This window comes from Clostridioides sp. ZZV15-6597 (assembly GCF_020657815.1).
GTDB lineage: Bacteria > Bacillota > Clostridia > Peptostreptococcales > Peptostreptococcaceae > Clostridioides.
Genome location: NZ_JAGWCT010000027.1, coordinates 19617 through 46005, shown reverse-complemented (window position 1 = coordinate 46005; position 26389 = coordinate 19617). Strand labels below are relative to the sequence as shown.

21 protein-coding genes, 1 pseudogene and 1 riboswitch are annotated in these 26389 nt (G+C 28.9%); of the genes and pseudogenes, 3 read left to right on the top strand and 19 right to left on the bottom strand.

Going from position 1 to position 26389, the window contains the following annotated elements; all coding sequences use genetic code 11:
• Window positions 1-264: 264 nt before the first annotated feature.
• Window positions 265-1098, top strand: a complete 834-nt coding sequence (locus KGF52_RS08440) for a serine aminopeptidase domain-containing protein (RefSeq protein WP_227839800.1) — start codon at window positions 265-267, stop codon at window positions 1096-1098.
• A 168-nt stretch (window positions 1099-1266) separates the two neighbouring features.
• Here the strand turns inward: KGF52_RS08440 and KGF52_RS08435 are convergent, their stop codons facing one another.
• Complete coding sequence (locus KGF52_RS08435) at window positions 1267-2166, bottom strand: hypothetical protein (protein ID WP_227839799.1); 900 nt, start codon at window positions 2164-2166, stop codon at window positions 1267-1269.
• A gap of 161 nt (window positions 2167-2327) precedes the next feature.
• Between KGF52_RS08435 and KGF52_RS08430 the strand changes: the two genes are divergently transcribed.
• Entirely contained in the window at window positions 2328-2807 is a 480-nt protein-coding gene (locus tag KGF52_RS08430; protein WP_227839798.1) for a MarR family transcriptional regulator, read from the top strand.
• Between the two features lie 192 nt (window positions 2808-2999).
• On the opposite strand, the gene guaA is transcribed toward KGF52_RS08430, so the two are convergent.
• The 8 genes and pseudogenes from guaA to KGF52_RS08390 form a co-directional block, all read right to left on the bottom strand.
• Window positions 3000-4538, bottom strand: a complete 1539-nt coding sequence (guaA, locus tag KGF52_RS08425) for a glutamine-hydrolyzing GMP synthase (protein WP_227434621.1) — start codon at window positions 4536-4538, stop codon at window positions 3000-3002.
• Between the two features lie 223 nt (window positions 4539-4761).
• Window positions 4762-4863, bottom strand: a riboswitch (purine riboswitch).
• 59 nt (window positions 4864-4922) lie between these two features.
• Window positions 4923-6055, bottom strand: a pseudogene (gene larC / locus KGF52_RS08420) (nickel pincer cofactor biosynthesis protein LarC).
• Window positions 6056-6195: 140 nt separating this feature from the next.
• Window positions 6196-6936, bottom strand: a complete 741-nt coding sequence (gene larB, locus KGF52_RS08415; protein ID WP_227839797.1) for a nickel pincer cofactor biosynthesis protein LarB — start codon at window positions 6934-6936, stop codon at window positions 6196-6198.
• Window positions 6937-7202: 266 nt separating this feature from the next.
• A complete protein-coding gene (groL, locus tag KGF52_RS08410; protein WP_227827816.1) occupies window positions 7203-8831 on the bottom strand; it encodes a chaperonin GroEL in 1629 nt (542 codons plus the stop codon).
• A 32-nt stretch (window positions 8832-8863) separates the two neighbouring features.
• The gene (groES, locus tag KGF52_RS08405) at window positions 8864-9148 is read right to left on the bottom strand and encodes a co-chaperone GroES (RefSeq protein WP_003420907.1); all 285 of its coding nucleotides are present in this window, start codon (window positions 9146-9148) and stop codon (window positions 8864-8866) included.
• Window positions 9149-9340: 192 nt separating this feature from the next.
• Entirely contained in the window at window positions 9341-10831 is a 1491-nt protein-coding gene (gene cls / locus KGF52_RS08400) for a cardiolipin synthase (protein WP_227839796.1), read from the bottom strand.
• 19 nt (window positions 10832-10850) lie between these two features.
• Complete coding sequence (locus KGF52_RS08395) at window positions 10851-11726, bottom strand: DNA-3-methyladenine glycosylase family protein (protein ID WP_227827818.1); 876 nt, start codon at window positions 11724-11726, stop codon at window positions 10851-10853.
• Between the two features lie 293 nt (window positions 11727-12019).
• Window positions 12020-13051: a putative sulfate exporter family transporter gene (locus KGF52_RS08390; RefSeq protein WP_227839795.1), complete on the bottom strand. Its 1032-nt coding sequence runs from the start codon at window positions 13049-13051 to the stop codon at window positions 12020-12022.
• 190 nt (window positions 13052-13241) lie between these two features.
• Between KGF52_RS08390 and KGF52_RS08385 the strand changes: the two genes are divergently transcribed.
• A complete protein-coding gene (locus tag KGF52_RS08385; protein WP_227839794.1) occupies window positions 13242-14138 on the top strand; it encodes a LysR family transcriptional regulator in 897 nt (298 codons plus the stop codon).
• A 236-nt stretch (window positions 14139-14374) separates the two neighbouring features.
• Here the strand turns inward: KGF52_RS08385 and KGF52_RS08380 are convergent, their stop codons facing one another.
• The 10 genes from KGF52_RS08380 to pyrB all read right to left on the bottom strand — a co-directional run bounded on the left by KGF52_RS08380 (window position 14375) and on the right by pyrB (window position 26387).
• Window positions 14375-15109, bottom strand: coding sequence for an MBL fold metallo-hydrolase (locus tag KGF52_RS08380; protein WP_227839793.1), 735 nt, complete (start codon window positions 15107-15109; stop codon window positions 14375-14377).
• A gap of 590 nt (window positions 15110-15699) precedes the next feature.
• The gene (locus tag KGF52_RS08375) at window positions 15700-16890 is read right to left on the bottom strand and encodes a permease (protein WP_227839792.1); all 1191 of its coding nucleotides are present in this window, start codon (window positions 16888-16890) and stop codon (window positions 15700-15702) included.
• Between the two features lie 15 nt (window positions 16891-16905).
• Complete coding sequence (locus KGF52_RS08370) at window positions 16906-18861, bottom strand: alpha/beta hydrolase family protein (RefSeq protein WP_227839791.1); 1956 nt, start codon at window positions 18859-18861, stop codon at window positions 16906-16908.
• 18 nt (window positions 18862-18879) lie between these two features.
• The gene (locus KGF52_RS08365; protein WP_227839790.1) at window positions 18880-20916 is read right to left on the bottom strand and encodes an alpha/beta hydrolase family protein; all 2037 of its coding nucleotides are present in this window, start codon (window positions 20914-20916) and stop codon (window positions 18880-18882) included.
• A 134-nt stretch (window positions 20917-21050) separates the two neighbouring features.
• On the bottom strand, window positions 21051-21713 hold the full coding sequence (locus tag KGF52_RS08360) for a GntR family transcriptional regulator (protein ID WP_227839789.1): 663 nt from the start codon (window positions 21711-21713) through the stop codon (window positions 21051-21053).
• Window positions 21714-22024: 311 nt separating this feature from the next.
• Window positions 22025-22951, bottom strand: a complete 927-nt coding sequence (locus tag KGF52_RS08355) for a ketopantoate reductase family protein (protein ID WP_227839788.1) — start codon at window positions 22949-22951, stop codon at window positions 22025-22027.
• A 220-nt stretch (window positions 22952-23171) separates the two neighbouring features.
• A complete protein-coding gene (pyrE, locus tag KGF52_RS08350) occupies window positions 23172-23756 on the bottom strand; it encodes an orotate phosphoribosyltransferase (RefSeq protein ID WP_227827827.1) in 585 nt (194 codons plus the stop codon).
• Between the two features lie 87 nt (window positions 23757-23843).
• On the bottom strand, window positions 23844-24746 hold the full coding sequence (locus tag KGF52_RS08345) for a dihydroorotate dehydrogenase (RefSeq protein WP_227839787.1): 903 nt from the start codon (window positions 24744-24746) through the stop codon (window positions 23844-23846).
• Window positions 24739-25431, bottom strand: a complete 693-nt coding sequence (locus tag KGF52_RS08340) for a dihydroorotate dehydrogenase electron transfer subunit (protein ID WP_227839786.1) — start codon at window positions 25429-25431, stop codon at window positions 24739-24741. The genes KGF52_RS08345 and KGF52_RS08340 overlap by 8 nt, the downstream gene beginning before the upstream one ends.
• A gap of 35 nt (window positions 25432-25466) precedes the next feature.
• A complete protein-coding gene (gene pyrB, locus KGF52_RS08335) occupies window positions 25467-26387 on the bottom strand; it encodes an aspartate carbamoyltransferase (RefSeq protein ID WP_227839785.1) in 921 nt (306 codons plus the stop codon).
• Window positions 26388-26389: the final 2 nt, after the last annotated feature.

Here is a 26389-nt window from a genome sequence, read left to right as displayed (position 1 = left end):
GACTATTCTTTACTCTACTACCTTTGTAAAAATATCAAGATTTTAATCTAAAATTAAAAGGTAGTTTTTAATTATCCTGAAAATAAATTTTATTATATGAATTTCACTATATAAATTTCATTCTAATATACTGCTTTATTATTAATATTATAATACAACTAAAAAATAAATGACTTTAATATGTAACTGTGATAAAATATGACCAATAAATAATTTATAATTTGATTATTCTAATATTTTACATATGAAAGAGAGGAAAAGTAAGTGAGTTGGCAACATATAAAAATACCAAACGGAAATACAGTGATTTTTTGTAATTCATTCATTAGTGGAAAATCATCTATGAATATTATTGTTACACATACTCCTATTGTGACTACGCTTGATTTACAGTTAGCATACGAACCTCTTTCCCAATATGATGTAAATGTCTTTGCCTTTGATTTTTCAGGAACAGGTAAAAGCGGTGGTAATGAGAAAGATTTTTCACGTAATTCAATTGTAAAAGACTTAGACTCTGTCATTGCGTATATAGAAAAGAATTATTCTTCCAACATACATCTATACGGAAATGCAGGTATTGGTGGCATGTTTGCACAGTATTATGCATGTACAAGCAATAAGTTAAAAAGTTTTGCCCAGTTTGCCTGTGTTGATTATAAAAATACGTCAGGAGTAGGTTATCCTTATCCCACTGTTAAATTATTAAACTTTTTCCTCAAACTCCTTCCTAATTTTCATATAACAGTAAAACCACCTAAATATGAAGGTTATAATGAAGCCCATGATAATGCGTTTTACAAAATGATTGAGCAAGACAATCCTAATATTTGGAAAAATAGCACAAAGGTAATGAATACAATGTTAGAATGTTTTGTCGCACAAGATAGTGTAATAAAAAATGGAGTTAATATTCCAACACTTGTTTTTAAAACGCTTCATGATAGATATTTCAAACCTAAGTATTTTGATAGCTATTATAATTCGTTGAGCTGTAAAAAAAAGCTTGTTGAAATTGATGATGTTCATAATAGCTACTATTTAAATAGTGAAAAGTTTTGTCAGACAGTATATGAGTGGTTTATAGAAAATCAATAGAATACAACAAAAATACTAAACATAAAATTCAAGTTTAATGATTAATATATAATAAAATAAACTGAGTAAGGGGTATATGTCATTACGACATATACCTTTTAAAATGCATATGATAAAAACAATTTACCATGATATATTCTACTTGTTTTGAGCTTGCATCCTGTGAAACTAAAAATTATTATTTGACAGAATCACTGTAATTCTTTTTTTATTTAACTTATCAAAATAGATAGAGATTATCGCAAGTGTCACAAAAATAGCAACTTTCGTAACCAATTCAGGAATTGGAATATAAATGCCTGCTCGTAGCTGTACAAGAGTTTGTATTGGAAGCATTACCCCAATAACTTTTAATGTTACTAATATCATTCTATATAAAACTAATGAAATATAGCTTTTCTTTTTTATTAATAGATAAATAATAATAAAAACCAAAGGGCTAATAATTCCCATATCAAGCACATAAGTAATTTCTGTAGTATACATTTCTATTCTCTCAAGTGTACTACTTGTAAATAATGAATGTAATACATCTGGTAACCATGCAATAATATTTGAAGTACCTGCTAATATCAAAAACATGTATTCTACCTTTCTTAAATAGAAAGAACAGTTATAGCAAAGTGATATTCCATAAATATCCATCAGTAAAGTAAATAGAGTGAAAAATGAAATTGAAGTTAACAAAATATATACTAGTTGTAACTGATTATGTGCAACACCAAACGAAATACTAAAAGCATAATACAAAACGATACCTAGAATTGTGAGAAAATTTGTTTTTTGTTCTACTGTATCTATATCACGAAATATGTATGAACCAATAACTGGAACAACAATTAAAAACATTACTAAGTCTGAACCTATCAATATAGGCGCCTTGAAATATGAGTCATATTGATAGATACCTGTACCATACATCTCAATAACTTGCCCATATAGGTTTATTGCCTCATATTTATTATCTATAGAAAATGAAAATATTCCACAAACTGTAATGATTAGCAATAGTATGAATATAATGGTTGCTGAAATATTTAGCCAGGTCATTTGTTTTTTCCTTATCATTTGATTTCCTCCCTAAGGTAAAGTATTTAAAGATTCTGAGTGTTGTTAGTTAAGGCAACTGAAAAATACCTTGTGTAAATTATAGTAATAAGTTACTATTTACACTATAGCAACTTATTACTATAATGTAAATAGTAGATTTCACATGAAAGGAGTATCTTATGCAAATTAAAAATATGATTAAAAATTTTAGTGGTGAAAGAAATAATGAAGTTCGAGGTATTTTTGCAAGCATATTTATTTTACAAAACCGATTACAAACTATTTTTGATAAAGCAGATGAACATCTTACTTTAAAACAATTTATGCTTCTTACAATGGTAAAGCATGCTGATGAAAAAACTACTTTTACTTATCTTGGAAAACTCTTAGGGTCTTCACGTCAAAATATAAAAAAACTAGCTGTTTCTCTTGAAAACAAAGGGTTTATAGCTATTGAGCATGAACCCAATAATAAAAGAAATACTTCTATTGTATTAACAAAAAAAGCAGATGAATATTCACAAAAAGTACAGGAACTTCATACTGAGAAATTAAACAATATATTTCAGGATTATTCAAATGAAGAAATCAGTCTGTTTTATCAAATGATTACAAAACTATATACAGGAGTTGAAAGAGAAGAAAAACATTATGAGTAAAATAATTATTTATAGCACAAAGTCTAGCTCAATTAAGATATATTATGACTTTGAATTTTACACATTCCATTGAAAACATAAATATAACCCAAAAGAATATTTACACAGCACGATATGTATAAAAACACATAAAAAATGGACAGAAAAAGAGCTAGAAATGCCCTATTTAAAGGTCTTCTAGCTCAATATTAATTATTCCCACTCGATAGTTCCAGGTGGTTTAGAAGTAATATCATAAACTACTCTATTTACTCCATCAACTTCATTGATTATTCTATTAGAAATTTTCTCTAAAACATCATAAGGCATCTTATACCAGTCAGAAGTCATTCCATCAGAAGAAGTAACTGCTCTTAAGCCAACTAAATAAGCATATGTTCTTTCATCTCCCATAACTCCAACAGTCTTAACATCTGGTAATGTTGCAAAAGCTTGCCATATTTCTCTATATAAACCAGCTTTTCTAAGCTCGTCCATATAGACAGCATCTGCTTCTCTTAATATATCACATTTTTCTTTAGTTACATCACCTATAACTCTTATTCCAAGACCTGGCCCTGGGAAAGGATGTCTAAATATTAATCCTTCTTCTATACCAAGCTCTAATCCTATTTTTCTAACTTCATCCTTAAATAGTTCTCTTAATGGCTCAACTATTTCTTGGAAATCTACATCTTCAGGAATTCCACCAACATTATGGTGAGATTTTATAGTAGCAGCACCATTTCCATGTCCACTTTCTATAACATCTGGATAAATTGTTCCTTGAACTAAGAAATCCATTTTTCCTAATTTATTTGATTCTTCTTCAAATACTCTTATAAATTCTTCACCAATTATCTTTCTCTTAGCTTCTGGCTCAGAAATTCCTTTTAATTTAGATAAGAATCTATCTTCTGCATTAACTCTTATTAAATTTATATCGAATTTCTCTCTGAATATTCTTTCTACATCGTCTCCTTCATTTTTTCTAAGCAAACCATGGTCAACAAATATACAAGTCAAGTTATCCCCAATTGCTCTATGAATAAGAACTGCGGCAACAGAAGAGTCAACGCCTCCACTTAAAGCACATAAAGCTTTTTTGTCGCCTATTTTTTCTTTTAATTCTTTTATTTTATCTTCTATAAATGAATCTGTAGTCCAGTCACCTTTTACTTCACATACATTGTATAAGAAATTTTTAAGTATCTTATCCCCTTCTAAACAATGTTCTACTTCTGGATGGAATTGAACTCCATATAGTTTTTGTTCTACATTTTCCATAGCCGCTACTGGACAATCTTTAGTGTTTGCAACTATAGTAAATCCTTCTGGAGCCTTTTCTATTAAATCAGTATGACTCATCCAAACACTATTTGTAGTAATCCCTTCAAATAATGATGATTTTCCATAAGTTATAGATGTTTTTCCATATTCTTTTTCTTGTTTGTTGCCTTTTCTTACAACTCCACCTAATACATGAGACATTATTTGAACTCCATAACATATACCAAGTATTGGTACTCCTAGTTCAAATATTTCTTTTGATATTGTTGGAGAATCTTCTAAGTATGCACTATTTGGCCCACCTGTAAATATTATCCCTTTAGGATTTTTTGCTTTTATTCTTTCTATGCTTGCAGTACATGGAAGTATTTCACAATATACGTTGTTTTCTCTAACTCTTCTAGCTATTAACTGATTATATTGACCTCCAAAATCTATTACAAGTACTAATTCATGTTTCATAAATTTACATCTCTCCTTGTATAATATAGTTTTTATATATATTTATTTTAACACAATACAGTCTAAATTATATTAAATCTTTTTACACAAAAAACCTGTATAGTAACTTCCATAATTTCTAACAAAAGTGAAATTACTATACAGGCTTCCAAAATGGCCCTTATCTTATAGCCAACATATAGGGAGTATAACTCAGCCTACACATTTACTTAACTAGGTCTTTTGGTATAATAATTTCACTCATAGTCAAGATATTTACGGTATCTTGGTAGAGACTCTCAGACCATATCTCTGAGCATATACGAGTGAGTTTATATTTTATATATTTTTTTCTGTTTACTTTTATTTATTAAGGCTGAGTATTAATTTATCAAAATTTATTACTTATGTCAATAAGTTTTCACTAAATTCTTCTTTTATTCTAAAATTTATATCAGCAAACACTTTTTTTATAGGAATATCTTCATTTTTTGCTATAGTTTTACATTCATTATATTCTGGAGTAGCTTTAACTAGTTTATCTTTGTAATACCCTAGTTTTACTGTAACTAATCCATATTCTGTATCTAATTTTACAAACTTTCTATCTAAAATTTCTCTGTTGTACGCATTATATCGTACTCCAAAAGTGCTAGTTTCTAAAAGCAATATTTCAATAAATTTTTCTAAATCTACTTTATTACATAAAATCGATATTTTCGTTGCAGGTCTATTCTTTTTCATATAAATGCTTTCTGTATAAATATCTAACGCTTTCTCGTCTAATATTTTTTCATACAAATAAGAATATACTTCCGAAGACATATCATCGATATTTGCACTAATTTCATAAATTAATTCTTCTTTTTTTTTTCGCCTAATACTGTTCTTAGCATATTAGGTACTTCAAATTTCTTATGACCTATTCCATATCCAATTTGTATTGGAGAAAACTCAAAATCCTCTGTAAACTCATCACACAGAACTTTTATTATTGCAGCTCCTGTTGGAGTTGTACATTCTCCTCTTACATTATTTAATTTAATTGGTACACCTCTTAATATTTCCATAGTTGCAGGTGCAGGTACAGGCATGACTCCATGGTCACATTTTACAAATCCCGAGCCAACAGACACTGTACTAGAATAAATCTTATCTATACAAAGTAAATCAACTAATATAGATGCTCCTACGATATCTACAATTGAATCTATAGCCCCTACCTCATGGAAGTGTATCTTATCTATCGTAGTTCCATGAACATTTGCTTCTGCTTCTCCAATTACCATAAATATTTTTTTAGCATTAGATTTTACATTTTCATTTAAATCACTTTCATCTATAATTTCAAATATATCCACTAAATTCCTGTGAATATGTGTTTCTTTCGTAATTACTTTTACTGTTGTACCTGATATTCCACTTTCATTTTTTGAGCTTATATTTATATTAAATTCATCGCTCATTTTTAGTTTATGAATTTCATCCAAAAAAATTTCCTTAGGTACACCTAAATTTAATAAGCTTGCAAGGGTCATATCCCCTGATATACCACTTACTATATCAAAATAAAGTATTTTTTCACTCATATATTTCTCCTCAGTTTTAATAATGAAAAATCTAATAAACATTAGATTAATATCGTATAATTTATGTCTAATTTATATCAATATATTTATTATAATTTGTTTATCATAGCTGCCAAATATCCTGCTCCAAAACCATTATCAATATTTACAACAGATATTCCAGACGCACAACTATTTAACATAGCCAATAATGCTGCTAATCCTCCAAAATTGGCTCCATATCCGACAGATGTTGGGACAGCTATTACTGGAACATCAACTAGACCTCCAATTACACTTGCAAGTGCACCTTCCATTCCTGCAACAGCTACTACTACCCTGGCACTATCTATTTTATGTCTCTTATTTAAAAGTCTATGTATACCAGCCACTCCAACATCATATATTCTATCAACATCATTACCTAAAAATTTAGCTGTATAATATGCTTCATCTGCTACTGGTATATCAGAAGTTCCTCCTGTTGCAATTACAATTTTGCCTTTTCCAATATTCTCTATAACATGATTTTGAATTTTAAGAATTTTAGATAATTCCTCATATTCAGCATGACTATAAATTTCTTTAACTTTTAAAAATGTTTCTTTTCTACATCTTGTCCCCAATATATTAGAACCTTTTTGATTCATTTTATCAATAATTCCTAAAATATGTTCATCACTTTTACCTTCACAATAAATTACTTCTGGATATCCATTTCTTAATTCTCTATGATGGTCTATATTTGCATATCCAAGGTCTTCATAGGGTAAATCTTTTAATTGTTCTAATGCAACATCTATATCAATGTTTTCATTTTTAACCTGTTCAAGCAATTTTCTTAAATCCATATTATCGCATCCTTTTAAACTTTGATTTATTCTCTACCAACAATTATACCTTAATTAATATATATCTAACATCATAACCTAAAAAATAACAATACCACTTCAAAGATATTATTATAGTCTAGATACTAATTATCCAAATATATATATTAAAGTTGTAAATACATAAAAAATTAGATACATACAAAAGAACTATTTCAACTTAGATATTAAAATCTAAGTCAAAATAGTTCTCTATCTTAAAATTTATATTTTTAAATATTTTAAGATTACATCATTCCTGGCATACCGCCACCCATTCCTGGCATTCCTACATCTTCTTTTTCAGGAAGATCAGCAACAGCAGCTTCAGTAGTTAAGAAAGTACTTGCTATTGATGCAGCATTTTGTAAAGCACTTCTACTAACTTTAGTTGGGTCAACTATACCAGCTTCTATCATATTTACATATGTTTCATTTAAAGCATCAAATCCAGTTTCTGCTTCAGCATTAACAACATTTTGTACAATTACAGCACCTTCAAGACCAGCATTTATAGCTATTTGTCTTAATGGTTCTTCTAATGCTTTTTTAACTATTTGAGCTCCTAGTTTAACTTCTCCAGTTAAACTATCAACTAGTGTTCCTATTGCTGGTATAACACTAACAAAAGCAGTTCCTCCACCAGCTACTATTCCTTCTTCTACAGCAGCTCTAGTTGCATTAAGAGCATCTTCTATTCTTAATTTTCGTTCTTTTAACTCAACCTCTGTAGCAGCTCCAACTTTTACAACAGCTACCCCACCAGCAAGCTTAGCTAATCTTTCCATTAATTTTTCTCTATCAAAATCTGAAGTAGTTTGCTCTACTTGATGTTTGATTTGATTTACTCTATCTTCTATAGCTTTTTTATCTCCAGAACCATCTACTATTGTAGTGTTTTCTTTAGTTACTTTAACAGATGAAGCTCTACCTAACATAGATAAATCAGCTTCTTTTAAATCATATCCTAATTCTTCTGATATTACTTGACCACCTGTAAGTATAGCTATATCTTGAAGCATTTCTTTTCTTCTATCTCCAAATCCTGGAGCTTTAACTGCTACTACATCAAATGTTCCTCTTAATTTATTAACAACTAATGTAGATAATGCTTCACCTTCTACATCTTCAGCGATTATTAGTAGCTTTTTACCTTGTTGAACTATTTGTTCAAGAATTGGTAATAGTTCTTGTATGTTAGATATTTTTTTATCAGTAATTAATATATATGGGTCGTTTAAAACTGCTTCCATCTTGTCTACATCTGTAACCATGTATGCAGAAACGAATCCTCTGTCAAATTGCATACCTTCAACAGCATCCAATTCAGTATTCATAGTTTGAGATTCTTCAACAGTTATAACTCCATCTTTACCTACTATTTCCATAGCTTCTGCTATTAATTTTCCAACTTCTTCATCACCAGCAGATATAGAAGCAACTTGAGATATAGCTTCTTGTGTTTCTACTATTCTTGATTGATTTTTTAATTCTTCTACTGCTACTGTTACTGCTTTTTGTATTCCTTTTCTTAAAAGTATTGGGTTAGCACCTGCTGTTACATTTTTTAAACCTTCTCTGATTATAGCTTGTGCTAAAACTGTAGCAGTTGTAGTACCATCTCCAGCTACATCGTTAGTTTTAGTTGCTACTTCTTTAACTAACTGAGCTCCCATATTTTCAAATCTATCTTCTAATTCTATTTCTTTTGCTATAGTTACACCATCATTAGTTATAAGTGGAGAACCAAATTTTTTATCTAATATAACATTTCTTCCTTTAGGTCCTAATGTTACTTTTACTGTATCTGCTAATTTATTTACACCAGCTTCTAAAGCTCTTCTTGCTTCCTCTGAAAATTTAATTTCTTTAGCCATTTTAAACCCCTCCTAATAAATTTATTCTATATTTATTCAATAACAGCCAATACATCACTTTGTCTTAGTATTGTATATTCTTGCCCTTCTATTTTAACTTCTGTTCCAGAATATTTTTGGAATATAACTTTGTCTCCAACTGTCAATTCCATCTTTATTTCTTTTCCTTCAACTATTCCACCTGGTCCAACTTCTACAACTTCAGCTATTTGAGGTTGCTCTTTAGCTGCTCCTGGTAAAACTATTCCACTTGCAGTCTTTTCTTCTGCTTCTACTTTTTTAATTACTACTCTGTCAGCTAATGGTCTTATTTTCATTATTCACGCCTCCTAAAATATTAAGTATAGACTAGTTTGCCTATGTTTTTAGTTATTTTTAAATTAATACTACTTTTGTATGTAGATTTATATATATACTTTTTATTTATTATCACTCTATCTACTAGAGTGCTAACAATTATTATAATATACCAATCACACATAATTTTCAATACCTTTTTTAATAATTTTTTATAATATTGGTGAAAATAATCTGGCTACAGATTCTTTAATTTTTTGTACAATATTTCTGTTCATGAATACCTCTAAATTAAGCTCTTCACAATAACTTAAATCTTCAAAGAAATCATCTGTCATTACCTTGATAACATCTTCATCATAAATAAAAGCATTCACTTCAAAGTTGAGCATAAAACTTCTTAAGTCCATGTTTGCTGTACCCGCAGAAGCAATTTTATCATCTATTATTACTACTTTGGAATGTATAAATCCTTTTTTATACAAATAGACTTTACCACCTGCTCTTAATATTTCTTCAAAATATGAATAAGATGCTATATTAACTATTTTGTGGTCTGCAATTTTAGGAAATATTATTCTTACATCTACACCACTAAGTGCAGCACTTTTTATAGCTTTCAGCAGACTCTCATCCGGAATAAAGTATGGAGTTTCTATATAAACATTTTGTTTAGCTTGACATATAGCAGAAAAATAAGCATAATGAATGTCTTCCCAATCACTATCTGGTCCGCTAGCTACCACTTGTATCATACTTTCACCTACATTTCCGACACTTGGAAAGTAATTTTTAGTGACTAAAACCTCTTTTGTTGTATAATACCAATCAATCAAAAATGTCATTTGAAGCATATATACAGAAATTCCTTTAATTCTAATATGAGTATCTCTCCAATACCCAAACTTCTCATTTTTTCCTAAATATTCATCTCCTATATTTATTCCACCTGTATATCCAATTATTCCATCAATAACAACAATTTTTCTATGATTCCTATAGTTTAACTTTCCTCCTATTATAGGGAATTTTGTAGGTAAAAAAGCTGCTATTTCTATACCTACTTCTCTCATTTCTCGGAAAAATTTTCTATTAAACCAAAATCTCCAACACCCTACATCATCATATAAAATTCTTATTTTAATACCTTCCTTAGCTTTTTTTATAAGTTCTTCTTTTAACACCCTACCTATTTCACTGTCTTTGATTATAAAGTACTCTAAATGAATATGGTCTTTAGCTTCTCTTATATCTTCTATAAGTCTCTTAAATTTTTCATTTCCATCTACAAAAACATCTACTTTATTGTTTTTAGTAAATGGAAACATCCCAGTCTTTAGTAGCATGCTTATGACTCTTTTTCTATAGCTACCATCTTCTTCATCTCTTAAAAGCTTATTTTGCCTTATAGATTCTTTTTCTAGTTCAACAATTTCTGTTATCTTTTCTAATGTATCAAAAAGTTTCTTTTCTTTTATATTATTAGCTAGTTTTTGAGTTTTAAATAATTTTCGTTTTCTAATATTTCTACCCGAAATAGCATATATAATTAACCCTATCCCAGGAAATATGATAAACATCAATAACCAAGACATGGTTTTTGCAGGATCTCTATTTTCAAGTAATATAATTACAGAAATTATGGCTCCAGCTAGATATGATATAATTAAATAGAACAGAAATATTGTGCCTATCACTCCCATAATTCCTTCCCCCTTAAGTCTATTTTCCTATACCAAGCTCTCTTGCATAGTAAAATAGATATTGTTGTGCAAATCCAGACATTTCTCCAAATTTATCAATCCCATAAGTTCTCATTTTAGGTAAACTCATATCTTCATTTATGTAGAACTCTTGCATAACTCTCTTAACCCATACATCAACTGGAAAAGAGTCATATTTTTGCATGCCAAATAACGCAATACAATCACATACCTTTGGACCTACTCCATTAAATTTTAAAAGCTCTTTTCTACAATCATCTGTACTTAGATTTACATATTCAGATACCTTATCATTATTTTCTATAACAGCTTGTGTAGTACTCTTTATGTACTTGTCTCTAAAACCTGTTTGACATGCTCTTATTTGCTCTTGTGAGGCTTTATTTAACTCTTCTGGTGTTGGAAATGCATAGTATTCTTTACCTTCATACTCACCTATGTATTTACCAAAACTTTTTGATAAGTTTTCTATAGCTCTTTGTATCATAGGAATTCTATTATTAGAAGAAATTATGAATGATATAAGCATTTCCCATCCATCTTGTCTCAATATTCTTATTCCCCATCCAAATTCAGTAGCTTTATTTAAATATTCATCCATACTTTTTAGATTGTTTTTTATTTCTGTATAATCAGTCCCTAAATCAAAGTAATTATACCAAATACTATTAAACTCCTCTAAATTTGTATTATTTAAATATACTTTATCATCTTCTTTTTTTACATTTAATATTCTACCTTTCGCAACTCCTGTGTATGAGCCATCTTCTTGCTTTTGCCATCTAAAACATTGACCACACTCAAATATATGTTTTGGATCAAAATCTGTTACTCCTTCTAGTATAACTACATTATTCTTTTCATAAACATTCATATAAAAAATCTCCTTAATATTTATATTTTTATTTTATTTATCTGCTTAAATACTTAACTGTGATATGTGCATTTTTCTTATTTTAACACAAAGATAACTAATTTCAAAATTTATAATGTTATTATTATGTAAAATAATATTTTACTTTAAATTTTCACTATAAATAAAAAATGAACTCCAATAAGCTTATACCCATCTACGCTTATTAGAATTCATTTTTTATTTATATTATCGATTATTAATAACATATTATTTTGATTAAGTAGATTGATATTATAATCAATACTTTTATTCTATATAAATATCTTTATCAAAACTATCGCTGATATAACTTGTACTGTTCCTACAAATAAACCATATAAAGAAACTGCTTTACCTTGTCTTACTAAGTCTTTTACATTAACTTTTAATCCAATTGCTGCTAGTGCTATTATTTCAAATTTATTACTTATTTCTTTGCACAATACAGATACTTCTTTTGGTATGATATTAATTGAAAAAAGTGCACAAGTTATGAAAAACCCAAGTACATACCATGGTATATTTATTTTTTTCTTTTTTATTTCATCTTTTTCTTCTTCAATAATTTCACTGTTAGACTTATTTTTCAAATGTCCAAATACTAAAACAACTACAACTAAGAATATTACTCTCATTATTTTGAAAATAGTTGCTAAATCCTTTACATTTTCCCCAACTATAGCTCCACTTGCCACAACTTGACCAATTGATTGTAATGTACCACCTATCATTGCTGATGTTTTTACAAGTTCATGACTATATAAGAATTGAGATATTATTGGAAGTAAAAACATAAGAAATATACCAGTAACATTTACAATAGTTATTGCTATTCCTTTTTCTTTGTCTGTAGCATTAACTACTGGAACTGTTGCTGCTATAGCAGAAGAACCACATACTGCATTTCCACTTGCCATAAGAAATCTAAAGTTTTCACCAAAACCTAGCTTTTTACCTATATAAAGTGCTGATACTATTGTTATTGTCATTTGTAATATTATAAACAATATACCTGAAATCTTTAAATCTATTAGAGTAGATATACTAAGTGTTGCTCCTAATAATACTATTGAATATGATAGCAAATCTGTTTCTGAAAATTTATAACCCTTTTGAAATACTTTCTGGTTTAAAAATAAATTTCCTACAAACATACCCAAAAATATAGAGATTGATGCTGCTCCTACCTTAGGTATTAATATCGAAATAAATATACTAATATAACCTACTAATACTGATACAAACAACCCAGGTAATATTTCTTTTATATTCTTTAATGTAAAACTACTTTTATTTTTTAACATAATATACCTACCTTCCAATTAATATAGTTTTCTTTACAATAATAGTATATAATTGTAATAACCATAAGTAAAATAAATATATAATATCGTAATGATTAATATTTTTAATGATTAATGTATATATTACAATTATCTGTAAGTAACTTATAAAAAATACAAAATTTTTGTTATGCAAAGGAGATATAAAAAATTGTTTGAAGAATTAAAAACGTTTGTGGCTGTTGTTGAATATAAAAATTTCACTAAGGCTGGTGAATATCTAAATTTATCACAACCAAGTGTAAGTAAACATATTAAAAACTTAGAAAACTACTTTAAAGTTGTACTTATAAATAGGTCTATTAAACAAAAAACTATTTTTATCACAGAAAGTGGACAAATATTATATAAAAGAGCCAAAGAAATACTAAATCTTTTAAGTGTTACATATCATGATGTAAGTCAGGTTTCAGATGCTATAACTGGACGTTTAAAGATTGGCGCAAGTTTAACTATTGGAGAATATATTCTTCCTAATTTTCTTGCACTATTTTCTCAAAAGTATCCTGACATAGATATAGAAATTTTCATAGAAAATACATCTATTGTATCTTCTCATGTTAAGGATTATATTTTAGATATTGGACTTATCGAAGGGACTTGTTCTTCACCCACATTTATGCAAGAATATTTTTTTGAAGATAAGATGGTTTTAGCACTTCCATATAATAGTCCTTTATTAAAAGATTTTAGTTTTGATAAGCTTCAAAATCAGAAATGGATAGTCAGAGAAGATGGTTCTGGAACTAGAGACTATTTGGATATGTTTTTAAGTGTTAAGGAAATTATTCCAAAAAGTATGATGGTCTTTGGAAGTAACTATGCTGTCAAAGAATCAGTTAGAAATAATTTAGGGATTACAATAGTATCTAATCTAGTAACAAGCTTACCTGTTTTAAATAACGAACTATCTGTTATAGAACTTGGAAGCAACTATAACAGACATTTTTCATATATCTTTCCAAAAGATATAACTTTATCAAAAGCAGCAAGTATTTTCATTGAAGAGTTAAAAATATTTAGTAATTTAAATAGCATTGAAGATTAATATAATTTAAAACTAACAATAATTATAAGTTTTTTGAGAATGTTTATAGATTTGTGTAAATATATTTTTTCCTACTCAATATTACTGGAAATTTCTGATTCCAGTAATATTTTTATTCTCAAAATATCAAGTAAATAATTATTTATACATTTTTTGTTTCTTTCCTTCTCATATTTAATTATTTATATAGATAAATTTTTCATAAAGAGCTGGAGAGTATTTTCAATCATGTAACATTATTCAATAACTATATTTTTTAATGTTTCAATTATATTTTTTTTATATAATCCACCATGACTAAAAACTATTTCCTCTATATCATAGTTACTTAATTTCTTAATAGCTTTTATCAATTCTTGCTTGTCACTATGCATTACATCAACTGGTCTAAGTTTACCATCTTTTATCTCTAATAAATCTCCAGCAATAAGTACTTTAGATTTCTTTAAATAAAGACATATATGACCCCTAGTATGACCACCTGTGTGTATAACCTCTACTTCTTCACTTAAATGTAAAACCTCATGGTTATTTAAAGATACATCTACTGTCGTATATGATGACTTAAATCCAAGTTTCATAGCATTTAACATATCAAGCATTTTGTCATTAAAATTATCTATTTCTTGCTCTAATATGCAAAGTTTAAATGGTGTTTCCTCTCCTGTTATATAGTTAACTTCACTTTTGTATGCATATACCTTTATATCATTTTTAGATTTTTCTCTTAAATATTTTATATTTCCTATATGGTCTATATCATGGTGAGTTATTATGATATTTTTTAATTTATTAAAACTTGTATTACTCTTATTAAGAGCATCAATTATTAACTCTCCTTGACCTGGAAGTCCAGTATCAACAATGGTTGCCTCATCTTCTGTATAGATTACTGGAATATATATAACTTTACCCTTACCTAATATACTTGATGGAATTTCTAAAATATCTAATCCTTTTTTCAAATTCATAATATTTCTCCTTATAATTATTGAGCTAGAGATAACTTTAATCAAAAAAATTAAAAAACATAGATTATCCTCTAGTTACATTATGTTTATTAAAAACTATTAAAACCTAGTATATCACTGAAACAGAGAGATTACTCGACTTGATTTTTTTGTTATTTTATGATATAGTAGTTAATATAAAAATAAGTAATATCAATAGTTATAGCTATTAAAAATATTTTTCAATTCATCTTTTATATATTATAAGATGGATAATTCTAAAATTAAATTAACATTGAATTTCAAACCGCTCTTAGTCATATTTGAGTGTTTTTTATTTTAGATAAAACGTGAAAGAGTTATTAAAAATCAAACATGACATAACAGAAGAAATTTTAAATACTGCATATGTATTAGAATTTTTAATTTTATTTATCATTCTCATGTTATAGCTATGAGTATTTCCCTTAAACTTATGCGTTCATTATTTAAGTTAACATAAAAAAAGATTCTACAAGCTTTTTATGACTTTTAGAATCCTTTTTATATTATAACCTATCCCAATAAATAATTATCCCTTTTCCTATTTACTATTTAATTACAAAATTTATTTATAGCATTGGTACAATAATACCAGCTACCACTATAGAAATCATACAAGCCATACCACCAACTACTAGCTTAGGCATTATTTTAGACATCAAATATGCTCTTTCTTCTTCTGTTTCTCCAATGGCATTACATACTTCATTTGAAATCAAATATGTTGTTGGGAATCCCAGCATCTGGCAAAATCCTACACCAAAGGCAAGAGGTTTAGAACCAATAATTTTCCATCCAGGTAATACCTTCATTGTAATAAATATACCAATAATAGAAACTGCAAACATACCTACAATTGGTACAAAAAGACTAACTAAATCTGTCAAAGAAACCTTCGCTAAAGAAGGAATAACAGCCGCAAACACAACCATGTTAATAAACCCCTTTATTTTTCCTTTTTCTAAAATGTCTTTTGGTACAATACCAATACGAGTTACAAGAACACCAACAACAAGACATACAATCGAATAATTCACATGAATAATCTCTGAAAACTCATATCCTAAATAAGAGAATATAGCTATAAAAAATATACAAACATTTGTAGAATAATATTTATCATATTTTTCACAGAAAACTTGTTTTGCTTTTTTTGCTGTACCTTCTGTTTCTTTATTGTCACCACTCACATTTGCTAAATCAATTCCTTTTCCTTTTGCTTCATGATATTCTATTAAAAGACGGTTGGCTTCCTGTAGTGCAGCTCTAGAGGCAATTGGTGTACCAACAAATTTCTGAATTGCAAATACAACTGTTGCTGTAGCTGCTGCAAGTGTCAATCCTTTTTCTAACGCTGCCTGTGTCATAATAGTGGTAGCAGGTAAAGCCCCATTTATAACTGGTATACTTGTCAATACTGTTGCTTTTCCAAACAGAGGAATACACAATGAAACACAAATGATAACTGCCAAAATTCCAAGCCATGCTGTCAACACAGTTCTCCATTCGTCTATAAACTGTTTGACATTCAACATTGTTCCCATACTGAACATAATCATTGGAACACTCCAACTTGCCGCTGCAGTCATACCTGCTTTTTCAATAATATCTGCTGGTATCACTTTTGTAACAAAGAGAATCAAAAATAAAAGTAATGTGACAAATACAGCAGAAACTTTTGCTTTTGTTTTACTTGCAATTAAATCTCCAATAGCAAACAAAACTAATACAACACTAAACCATAATAACATTTCACTCATAAAATAACCCCCTTATTATAAATATCTTTCAAACCAATCTACAATGGCATCAGCACGTACAATTCTATTAGATGGTCTGCCATTTCTAGACAATCCGTGTGTATCTCCATGGAATAAATACATTTCTGTATCTACACCAAGCTGTTTTAATGCTGTGAACATTTGGAAAGTATCTCCCATAAAACATCTATAATCTCTATCGCTATGTAAGAACAAAGTTGGTGTTTTAACATTTTTTACATATTTAATAGGCGAATGATTCCAAAGAACTTCCTCATGATTCCAAGGTGTCTTATCACCACAAGTTTGCTTCATAATTCTATCACCAAAGTCAATAATCAAAGACGCTGTAACTAAGTTACTAATACCTCTTTGAGAAGCAACTGCTTTGAAACGGTCTGTATGGCCAATTATCCAGTTTGCCATATAACCACCATAACTTCCTCCTGTCACACCTAGGCGGTCTGCATCAATACCAGGATATTTTTCAATACAGGTATCTACAAATTCCATGAGATGTTCATAATCAACATAACCCCATCTTTCTACCATCTCCAAGAATTTTTCACCATATCCATCGCCTCCATGAGGATTACAGTAAATAACATACATTCCTTTTGATGCTACACACTGTTTCAAATGTGTAAACATATAACCATATGCCCATTTAGGTCCACCATGGATAAATAATACAGCTGGATATTTTTCACCTTCTTTAACATCTACAGGTGGTATTACAAAACCATCTACTTCCTCTCCATTTTTTGCCACAAATGTTAATTTTTCAGGTAAAGATACTTTATGACTATCTAAGTATGGTTTAGAAAAAGTAGTCATTTTTATCATTTCTCCTGTCATCATATCAATGCTGTATATTTCTGCTAATTCATAGTCTTTCAGCATAACTACATACATTGTGTTGTCATAAACATCAAAAGAGGTAAAAGCATCTACTTTTGTAATAATGCGTATATTACCTGTTTTTGTGTCAAATTCATTAAACTCTGTCATAGTTCTGCAAATTCTTGCACCAATAAACTTATCTCCTATGACTTTATTACTACGCCCACCACCATATACAGCATCTACATCCAATAATGTAGCATACATACCATCTGGGCTTGCAATCATATTCATTGCACCATTATCCAAGTTAAGCATAAAAATATCATGGTTCTGTGTAATAGAACGGTCTAATGTAGAAGCCTGCAACATTACTTTATTTTCACCAACATATTTAGCCAAGCTAATTTGATACTTTCCCTGTGGAACAAGTTCTTTTGTTTCTCCAGTTTCTAAATGATACTCCCAAAGACCAGAAAAAGGTGTCGCACAATCTTCATAAATCTGACCAATATATAAAATTCTTTTTTTGTCAGAAGAAACATCTAAACTTGCTACCTCACAATATTTTGGTGTAATAGCTTTTGTTTCATTTTTTCCTTCTTGATACAACTCTAAAGTAACACGTCTTCTTTGAGAAAAACTTTCTCCATCTCTTATAAAAGGTTTATCTGTAAATGTCCAATAGTCCACACCTTCTACCGCTCTATCTGGTTCTGATTTTTTAGCATCTGTTGGATTTTTTGTCATCAATAACCACAATTTATTTCCCAATGATACAGGTAGACCACAGGCTTTGGGGATAGAAAATGCTCTTTTTGCTTCTCCTCCTTGTATAGAAATAGTGTAAAAATCTGTTGTACCTGCTTTTGGTTTATCTCTTTTTGAAGTAAAAAATAATTCTGTATTAGAAATCCAGCTAAATGCTGTTACATCTCTTGTTTGAGTTAAATGTATTTGTTTTTTTGTTTTTATTTCCATAACATATAAGTCATGTTCATAACAATCTTTTTCCTCATTGATATTTGATATAATATAAGCAATATACTTTCCATCAGGGGAACAAGAAATATCATGAGGAAATAAATATTCGTAAATATCTGAACTTTCAATTTTTAGTTTTTCCATTTTTATATTCTCCTCTCTTTACTGCTCTTTTTTAACATATATTGAAAACCAATTTAACATTTCTACTAATCTTTGTAGTTTTTGTTTTGGTCTGCCAGAACGTGATAACTCATGATTTTCTCCTGCAAAAAGACAAAGTTTTGTAGGGCATTCATGAATTTTCAATGCAGAAAACATCTGGAATGCTTCTTGCATATAGCAACGATAATCTTTTTCCCCATGTAAGAATAAAGTTGGAGTAACACATTTATCAGCGTAAGCAAGAGGAGATTGTTTCCATTGAAGCTCATGATTTTCCATGTGAGAAGCTCCTGTTTGCCCTTTGCAGAAATAATAACCAATGTCTGTTGTACCCTCCATACCACTCCAGTTTGCAATAGAACGCTGAGCACAAGCAGCAGCAAAACGATTTGTATGACCAATTATCCAGTTTGTCATAAATCCGCCATAGCTTCCACCTTCTACAGCCAACTTCGTTTCATCAATATCAGGATATTTTTCAAGTACAGCATCTGTAAACTCCATAAAATCTATGTAATCAATATCTCCAAATTGTTTTCTAATATCAGCAAAATCATTCCCTCGACCTTCGGAACCTCTTGGATTACAGAAGAATACAAAATATCCTGAACTTGCAAATACCTGTATTTCATGCATAAAATATGGTCCATATGTCAATCTTGGCCCACCATGAATTGCCAATATAGCTGGATATTTTTTTCCTACTTCATAATCTACTGGTTTAAATACATATCCTTGTATTTCCCAGTTAGAACTTCCTTTTGATTCCATATATTCTGGTTCAGAAATTTTATATTCCTGTAGAATATGTTCATTCAAATATGTTTTCTTGCATAAAGTTTCATTTTCTACTGTATAAACTTCAGGTAATTGATTTCCTGTACAAGCTACACATACAATATTGCCATCTTTCACATCGATAAAATCAACAGAACCTGTTTTTGTAACTTTTTCCTGTTTTCCTGTTGGAATATGTATTCTCTCAATAATGCAGTCCATATTTACTGTAGAGGTATAATAAATATATTCACCATCTACTTTTGTTGTCTGCCCTGTACCTATTTTAATATCAGATGTTATTGTATTTCCTATACAATGATGTTGATGTTCTGAAAGAAGTTTCATTTCTTTTGTATCAATATCAATGGTATAAAAATCTCCATTTTCGCCATTACCATAAGACAAAGCATCTGTTAAATTTAACACTGCTTTATTTTTATATAATTCAAAACCTTTTATAATATAATTATCTTTTTCTAATATACAAACATTTGTATTATTCTTAGTATCAAACACATAAACTCCATTTTTTAAACCTTTTACATTTTCAAACTCCTGTCCTACATATAATATTTTGCCATCATTTATTTTCATATCTACCACATTAAACATTGGGGCTGTAATTGGCTTTAATTCCTTTGTATTATTGTTATATAAGTACAGGCGCTTTCTTTTCCTACTAATATATCCTTCACCATTGATAGCATAAGGAATTTCTTTAAAGTGTTCATATTGTCTTTTATTATAAGCATTTATTTTTTTCTGCTGTTCTTCTTCTGACAATCCTTCCATAGCAGGTTGGTCATTATCATAAGAATCAATTACTGCATACAAACCTTTTCCTATAGGATTCAATTTACCACCTTTGATGGGTAATCTAAAAAGTTCTTCTGCTTCTCCACCATGTAAAGATAAAGCATAGTAACTCATACATTGCTTGCCATTTTTAATACCTTCTTTTACTTTTTCATTTCTCAAAGCAGGGAACAAAATCGTATTTTCATTTTCCCAAGCATATGCTCCTACAGAATCTATAGAAGTTATTTGTTTTAATTCTCCACTTTTATTGTCTAATACATAAAGTTGGCTTGTGTAACCATTCTCTTTGATATCAGCTTTCTTTATAACAAAGGCTGTATATCCTCCATCTGGAGACAGTTGGCAGTCACTGATAAACTGAAATTCCAAAAATGTTTCACTTGTAAATAGCTTTTTCATAGTATTTTCTATCCCTTCTGTAATAATTTTATTCAAAGTTCCTATCACCTCTTTCAAATTTTTTATTTTAAATTTAAAATTTTAAATTTAAAATAAAAAATTTTTTATAAAAGGTTAATTTTTTAGGAAGCCATATGGCTTCCTGTACTATATAGGAATCTTGAAGTCTCTTATTCATCTTCACAAAATCGTTTAATAGTTCCTTGTATATGATTTCTTAATTTCTCAACTGCTTTTTTTGTATCTCTCTTTTCAATGTATTCCAATATTTCAAAATGGTCTTGCACTGTTCCCTCATAATTACGATTTTTTAATGGTCGTATCAAATAATTTACTACTATAAATCTTCCTTGTATACCAACATAGACATCTTTTAAAATTTTATTATTTGCACCTTCAACAATAGCTTTATGTAATTTTAAATCTGTAAGAGCAAGTTCTACCGATTTTCCTTGTTGATAAAATATTTCGCATTTAGCAGAATATTTTTTTATCGTATCTAGCTTTTGTTGGAAAACCTCATCATCTTCTTCCTTCATCATTTTTTCTAAAGCATATGTTTCAATCAATGTCCTTGTTTCACAAACTTGTTTTACCATATCATATTCATACTCTGGTACATACACTTTACCATTTGTCATAATAGTAAGCACACCGTCTTTATTTAACATTTTTACTGCCTGTACGACTGGTGTTCGGCTAACTTCAAACTTTTCGCAAAGGTCATTAAGTAAAATTTTCTGACCTACAGAGTATTCACCACGTATAAGACTTTCAATAATCTTATGATATAAAATTTCATCTAAATTTGACTTTACTTTCAATACTATCACCTTATTTCTATACTATCACTTTATTTATATTATTTTGTTATAATATAATAAAAACATAAACTATAAGACATTATTAGACAGATTAAATTATAAAAATTTACTGTATCATAACAACTGAAATAATATATTACAAAAAGTATAGCATTTCTTCCTTTTTTTTGCAATAAATAAAAAATTTAAAATTTTTTATTTTTTTAGTATTCATAATTTGACTTATAACCATTTTTACCAATTGTGTCTACTAAAAAAGCTGTAGATAAATTTGTTTTACACAGATTTACTCACAGCCTCAATTTTTTTCTAAAAATTTTCTAAAATCTACTTTCAATTACTTTTATCATATAAAAAAGAGTCTGATTTATAGGAGTTGGTATGTTATACTTTCTTCCAAGTTCACAAATATTCTTAGAAAACATATCTACTTCTGTAAGTCTATGAGCCTCTACATCCTGAAGCATTGATGTTCTACCTTCTCTTGAATGTTCTAGTATTCTATGTAATGAATTTTCTACATCATCTTCTGTAAGACATATACCTTTTACTTCAGCTATATCAACAACTTCTCTCATTGCAGATTTTGCTAACTCTCTTAGATATTCAGAATCTTGAAACACTCCATAAGAAGCTCCAAGTATAGCTGAAGTTTGATTTACCCCAATATTAACCATGTATTTCCACCACATATCTTTTTGAATATTTTTTGATAATACATATTCTATATTTACACTATCAAAAACTTCAGTTATTATATCTGTTTTTCTATCTTCACTATTATCTTTATTTCCAAATACAATTATTCCATCTGTAGTATGTATAATATTATTTTCTATTTTTTTTGCATCTATATTTGTTACATATGAATATACCATTTTTTCAATTCCAAATCTTTCTCCTATTATCTCTTCACTATTAACTCCATTTAATAAAGACATTATTACTGTATCTTTTCCAACCAATCCATCTAACTCTTCTATATTTTCTTTTAGGTTATTGTATTTTAAACCTATAATTATAAAATCAGCTTCTTTTTTATATTCATCTTTAGTTATATAATCGAAGTCATATCTTTTTCCATTTATTATAAAACCATCTTCTAAATATCTTTTTTTTCTTTTTTGGTCACAAAGAATTTTAAAATCATATTTAGAATTTAAAAATTGTTCTGCAAAGGTAGCCCCAACAGCACCAACACCAAAAAATACAACCTTTTTTTGATTTTTCTTTAATTGATTACTCATACCGAAACCCTCCCCAATATATATAATAATTTTTTATTTTATAATTATATTGTACTGCTACTAGCTACTGTTTTGTAAATATATTTTCAACAAAAAACAGCTAGCCTTTTAAATGAAAGCTAGCTGTTTATTATCTCTTATTTATATATTTAAATTGATATTTTTTTAGTCAAAAAAATTTGTATTTCCTCAAATAATGTTAAATTTAATTAATTAGTTATTACATTCCTAATTCTTTAAACTCTCTACTTCCAGGTTTAACAACTGGTAATTTTCCCTCTTTACATAAAGGACATTCACCAGCTTCATAAACTTGAATATCAAGTTTTACTGCACTATATATAGGCATACCTATATCATGATTAGTTCTATCAGCTATACAAGCAACACCTATAACTTCTCCACCTAATGCTTCTAATACTCTTTTTGTTTCCATAGTTGACTTACCAGTAGTAACAACATCTTCAGCAATTATTATTTTTGCACCTTTTTTAACTTCAAATCCTCTTCTTAACTCCATTGTATTATCTTTTCTCTCAGTGAATATAGCTTCTTTTCCTAACTGTCTTCCTAACTCATAAGAAACTACTACTCCACCCATAGCTGGCCCAACTACTAAGTCTATACCTAAATCTTTAATTTGTTCAACAACTGTATTTAATACCTCAGCTGCATACTCTGGGAATCTTAATAACTTTGCACATTGCACATATCTGTTACTGTGTTTTCCTGAAGATAATAAAAAATGTCCCTCTAATAATGCATCACTTTTCTTTAATATATCTACTACATCTACTTTACTCATATTATTTTTTCCTCCATGTTAATATTATATTTATTTTAATTTATATTATTTGCTTTAGTTATACTTATTTATCATACCTGCACTGACTTATATAATTCCTCTTATTTCTTCTAAAGTCTTTATTCCTTCTCTATCCATAAATTCATTGATTCCATCTATTATCTCAAGACCAATTTTAGGATTCATGAAATTTGCAGTTCCAACTTGAATACAAGTAGCTCCTGCCATTATAAATTCTATGGCATCTGTAGCTTTAGTTATTCCACCCATTCCCATTACTGGTATATTTACATTTTTACAAACTTCATGTACCATTCTAAGAGCTATAGGCTTTATAGCTGGGCCAGATAATCCAGCATATACATTTTCAAATACTGGCTTTCTATTTTTTATATCAATTGCCATTGCTTTAAAAGTATTAACTAAAGATACTCCATCAGCACCTTCTTCTTCACAAACTTTTGCCATACCCACAATATCTTCAGCATTAGGCGATAATTTTATTACTAGAGGTAGTTTAGTTACGTTTCTTACCTCACGAACAACTTCTCTTGCCACTTCATTTTTTATACCAAAAGCCATTCCTCCTGCTTTGACATTTGGACAAGATATGTTTAATTCAATAATATCTACAGGCTTGTCATTTAACAGCTTAACCCCAAGTAGATAATCTTCTAATGTTCCACCTCCAACATTAGCAATTCTAACTAAATCTAACTCACTGAAGAAAGGAAGTTCACTGTCTATAAATCCTTGAACTCCAGGATTTTCAAGTCCAACACTATTCATCATACCTGATGGTGTCTCATGAACTCTCATACCATTGTTACCAGGTTTTTTATTTAAAGTAAGACCTTTACTACTTATACCACCAAGCTTTTGTATATCATAAATTTCATTATATTCTCTTCCAAATCCAAAAGTCCCAGACGCCATTATTACTGGATTTTTAAAATTAATATTTCCAAATTTTATGTTCAAATTAGCCATTAAAAATCACGTCCTCTCCCCAAAATACTGGACCATCTTTGCAAGTTTTTTTGTTTCCTTTAGTAGTCTTACATGTACATACTAAACATGCTCCTACTCCACATGCCATATGATTTTCAAGTGACACCATAATCCTTGTTTTAGTACCTTCTACCATTTTAACCAATTTTTCCATCATTGGAGTTGGCCCACATGTTAATATATAGTCATATTTTTCTACATCAATTATGTCTGTTACAAACGTATTTCCTACTGTTGTATATACCTCATTACAAACTTCTTTATATTCATTTTCTAATATAACATCTTCTCTAAATCCAAGATAAGCATCGCAGTCTTTTATATTTTTAGCAACTAAATACAATGGTGCTACACCGATTCCACCACCTACTAGAGCTACTTTTCCATCAACTTTACTATATCCATTTCCATAAGGACCTTCTAGCTTTATAGTATCATTCACTTTTAGATTACTAATAATTTGAGTTCCTTCTCCTACTACTTTATAAAGAAAAGTTATACCTTCTTCATCTATATCATGTATACTTATAGGTCTTGAAAGTACTGGATAAGTATCCCATGCTCTTAGCATATAAAATTGTCCCATCTTACCTTCAAAAGTACCTTTTACTTTCATTCTATACATATCTTCACCTATGTATATATTTTCTAGAATTTTATACATCCCAAAATCTCCTTTACTATTATATAATGTAACTACTAGCCTTCATTTATACCTAGAAGCTTTATTATTAATGCCATTCTAACGAACATTCCATATTTAGCTTGCTTAAAATAAACAGCTCTATCATCTGTATCTACATCAACATCTATTTCATTTACTCTTGGTAATGGATGCATTACTAACATACTTTCAGATGCTTTTTCTAATTTAGCTTTATTTAAAATATAATAGTTTTTCAATCTTTCGTATTCTGATTTATCTTCAAATCTTTCTTGTTGAATTCTAGTCATATATAAAACATCCAAACTTCCTATAACATCATCTAAATTATTAGTTTCATAGTAAGCATGTCCCTTTATAGCTTCTTTTATATAGTCTGGCATTTTTAGTTCTTCAGGTGCTATAAATACAAACTTAGTATTTTTGTATCTCGCCATAGCCTTAACTAAAGAATGTACAGTTCTTCCATATTTTAAATCACCACATAATCCTATTGTGTGATTTTCTAAAGTTCCTTTTAATGATTTTATAGTAAGTAAATCTGTAAGTGTTTGGGTTGGATGCTGATTTCCGCCATCTCCTGCATTTATAAATGGTACTTCTGTGAATTTTGATGCTTCTGTAGCTGCACCTGATTGAGGGTGTCTCATAGCTATTATATCAACATAACCAGATACTATTCTCATCGTATCACCTAAAGTTTCACCCTTTGATGCAGATGATGAGTTTGGCTCTGAAAAACCTACGACACGACCTCCTAGTCTGTTCATAGCAGATTCAAAACTTAATCTTGTTCTTGTTGATGGTTCATAAAATAATGTAGCTAATAGTTTACCTTCACATATATGAGAATATTTTGACGGATTGTCAATTATTTTTTGAGCTAATTCTAATATTTCATCTATTTCTTCTATTGAAAAGTCTTCTGGTTGGATTAAATTTCTTGATTTTAACATCT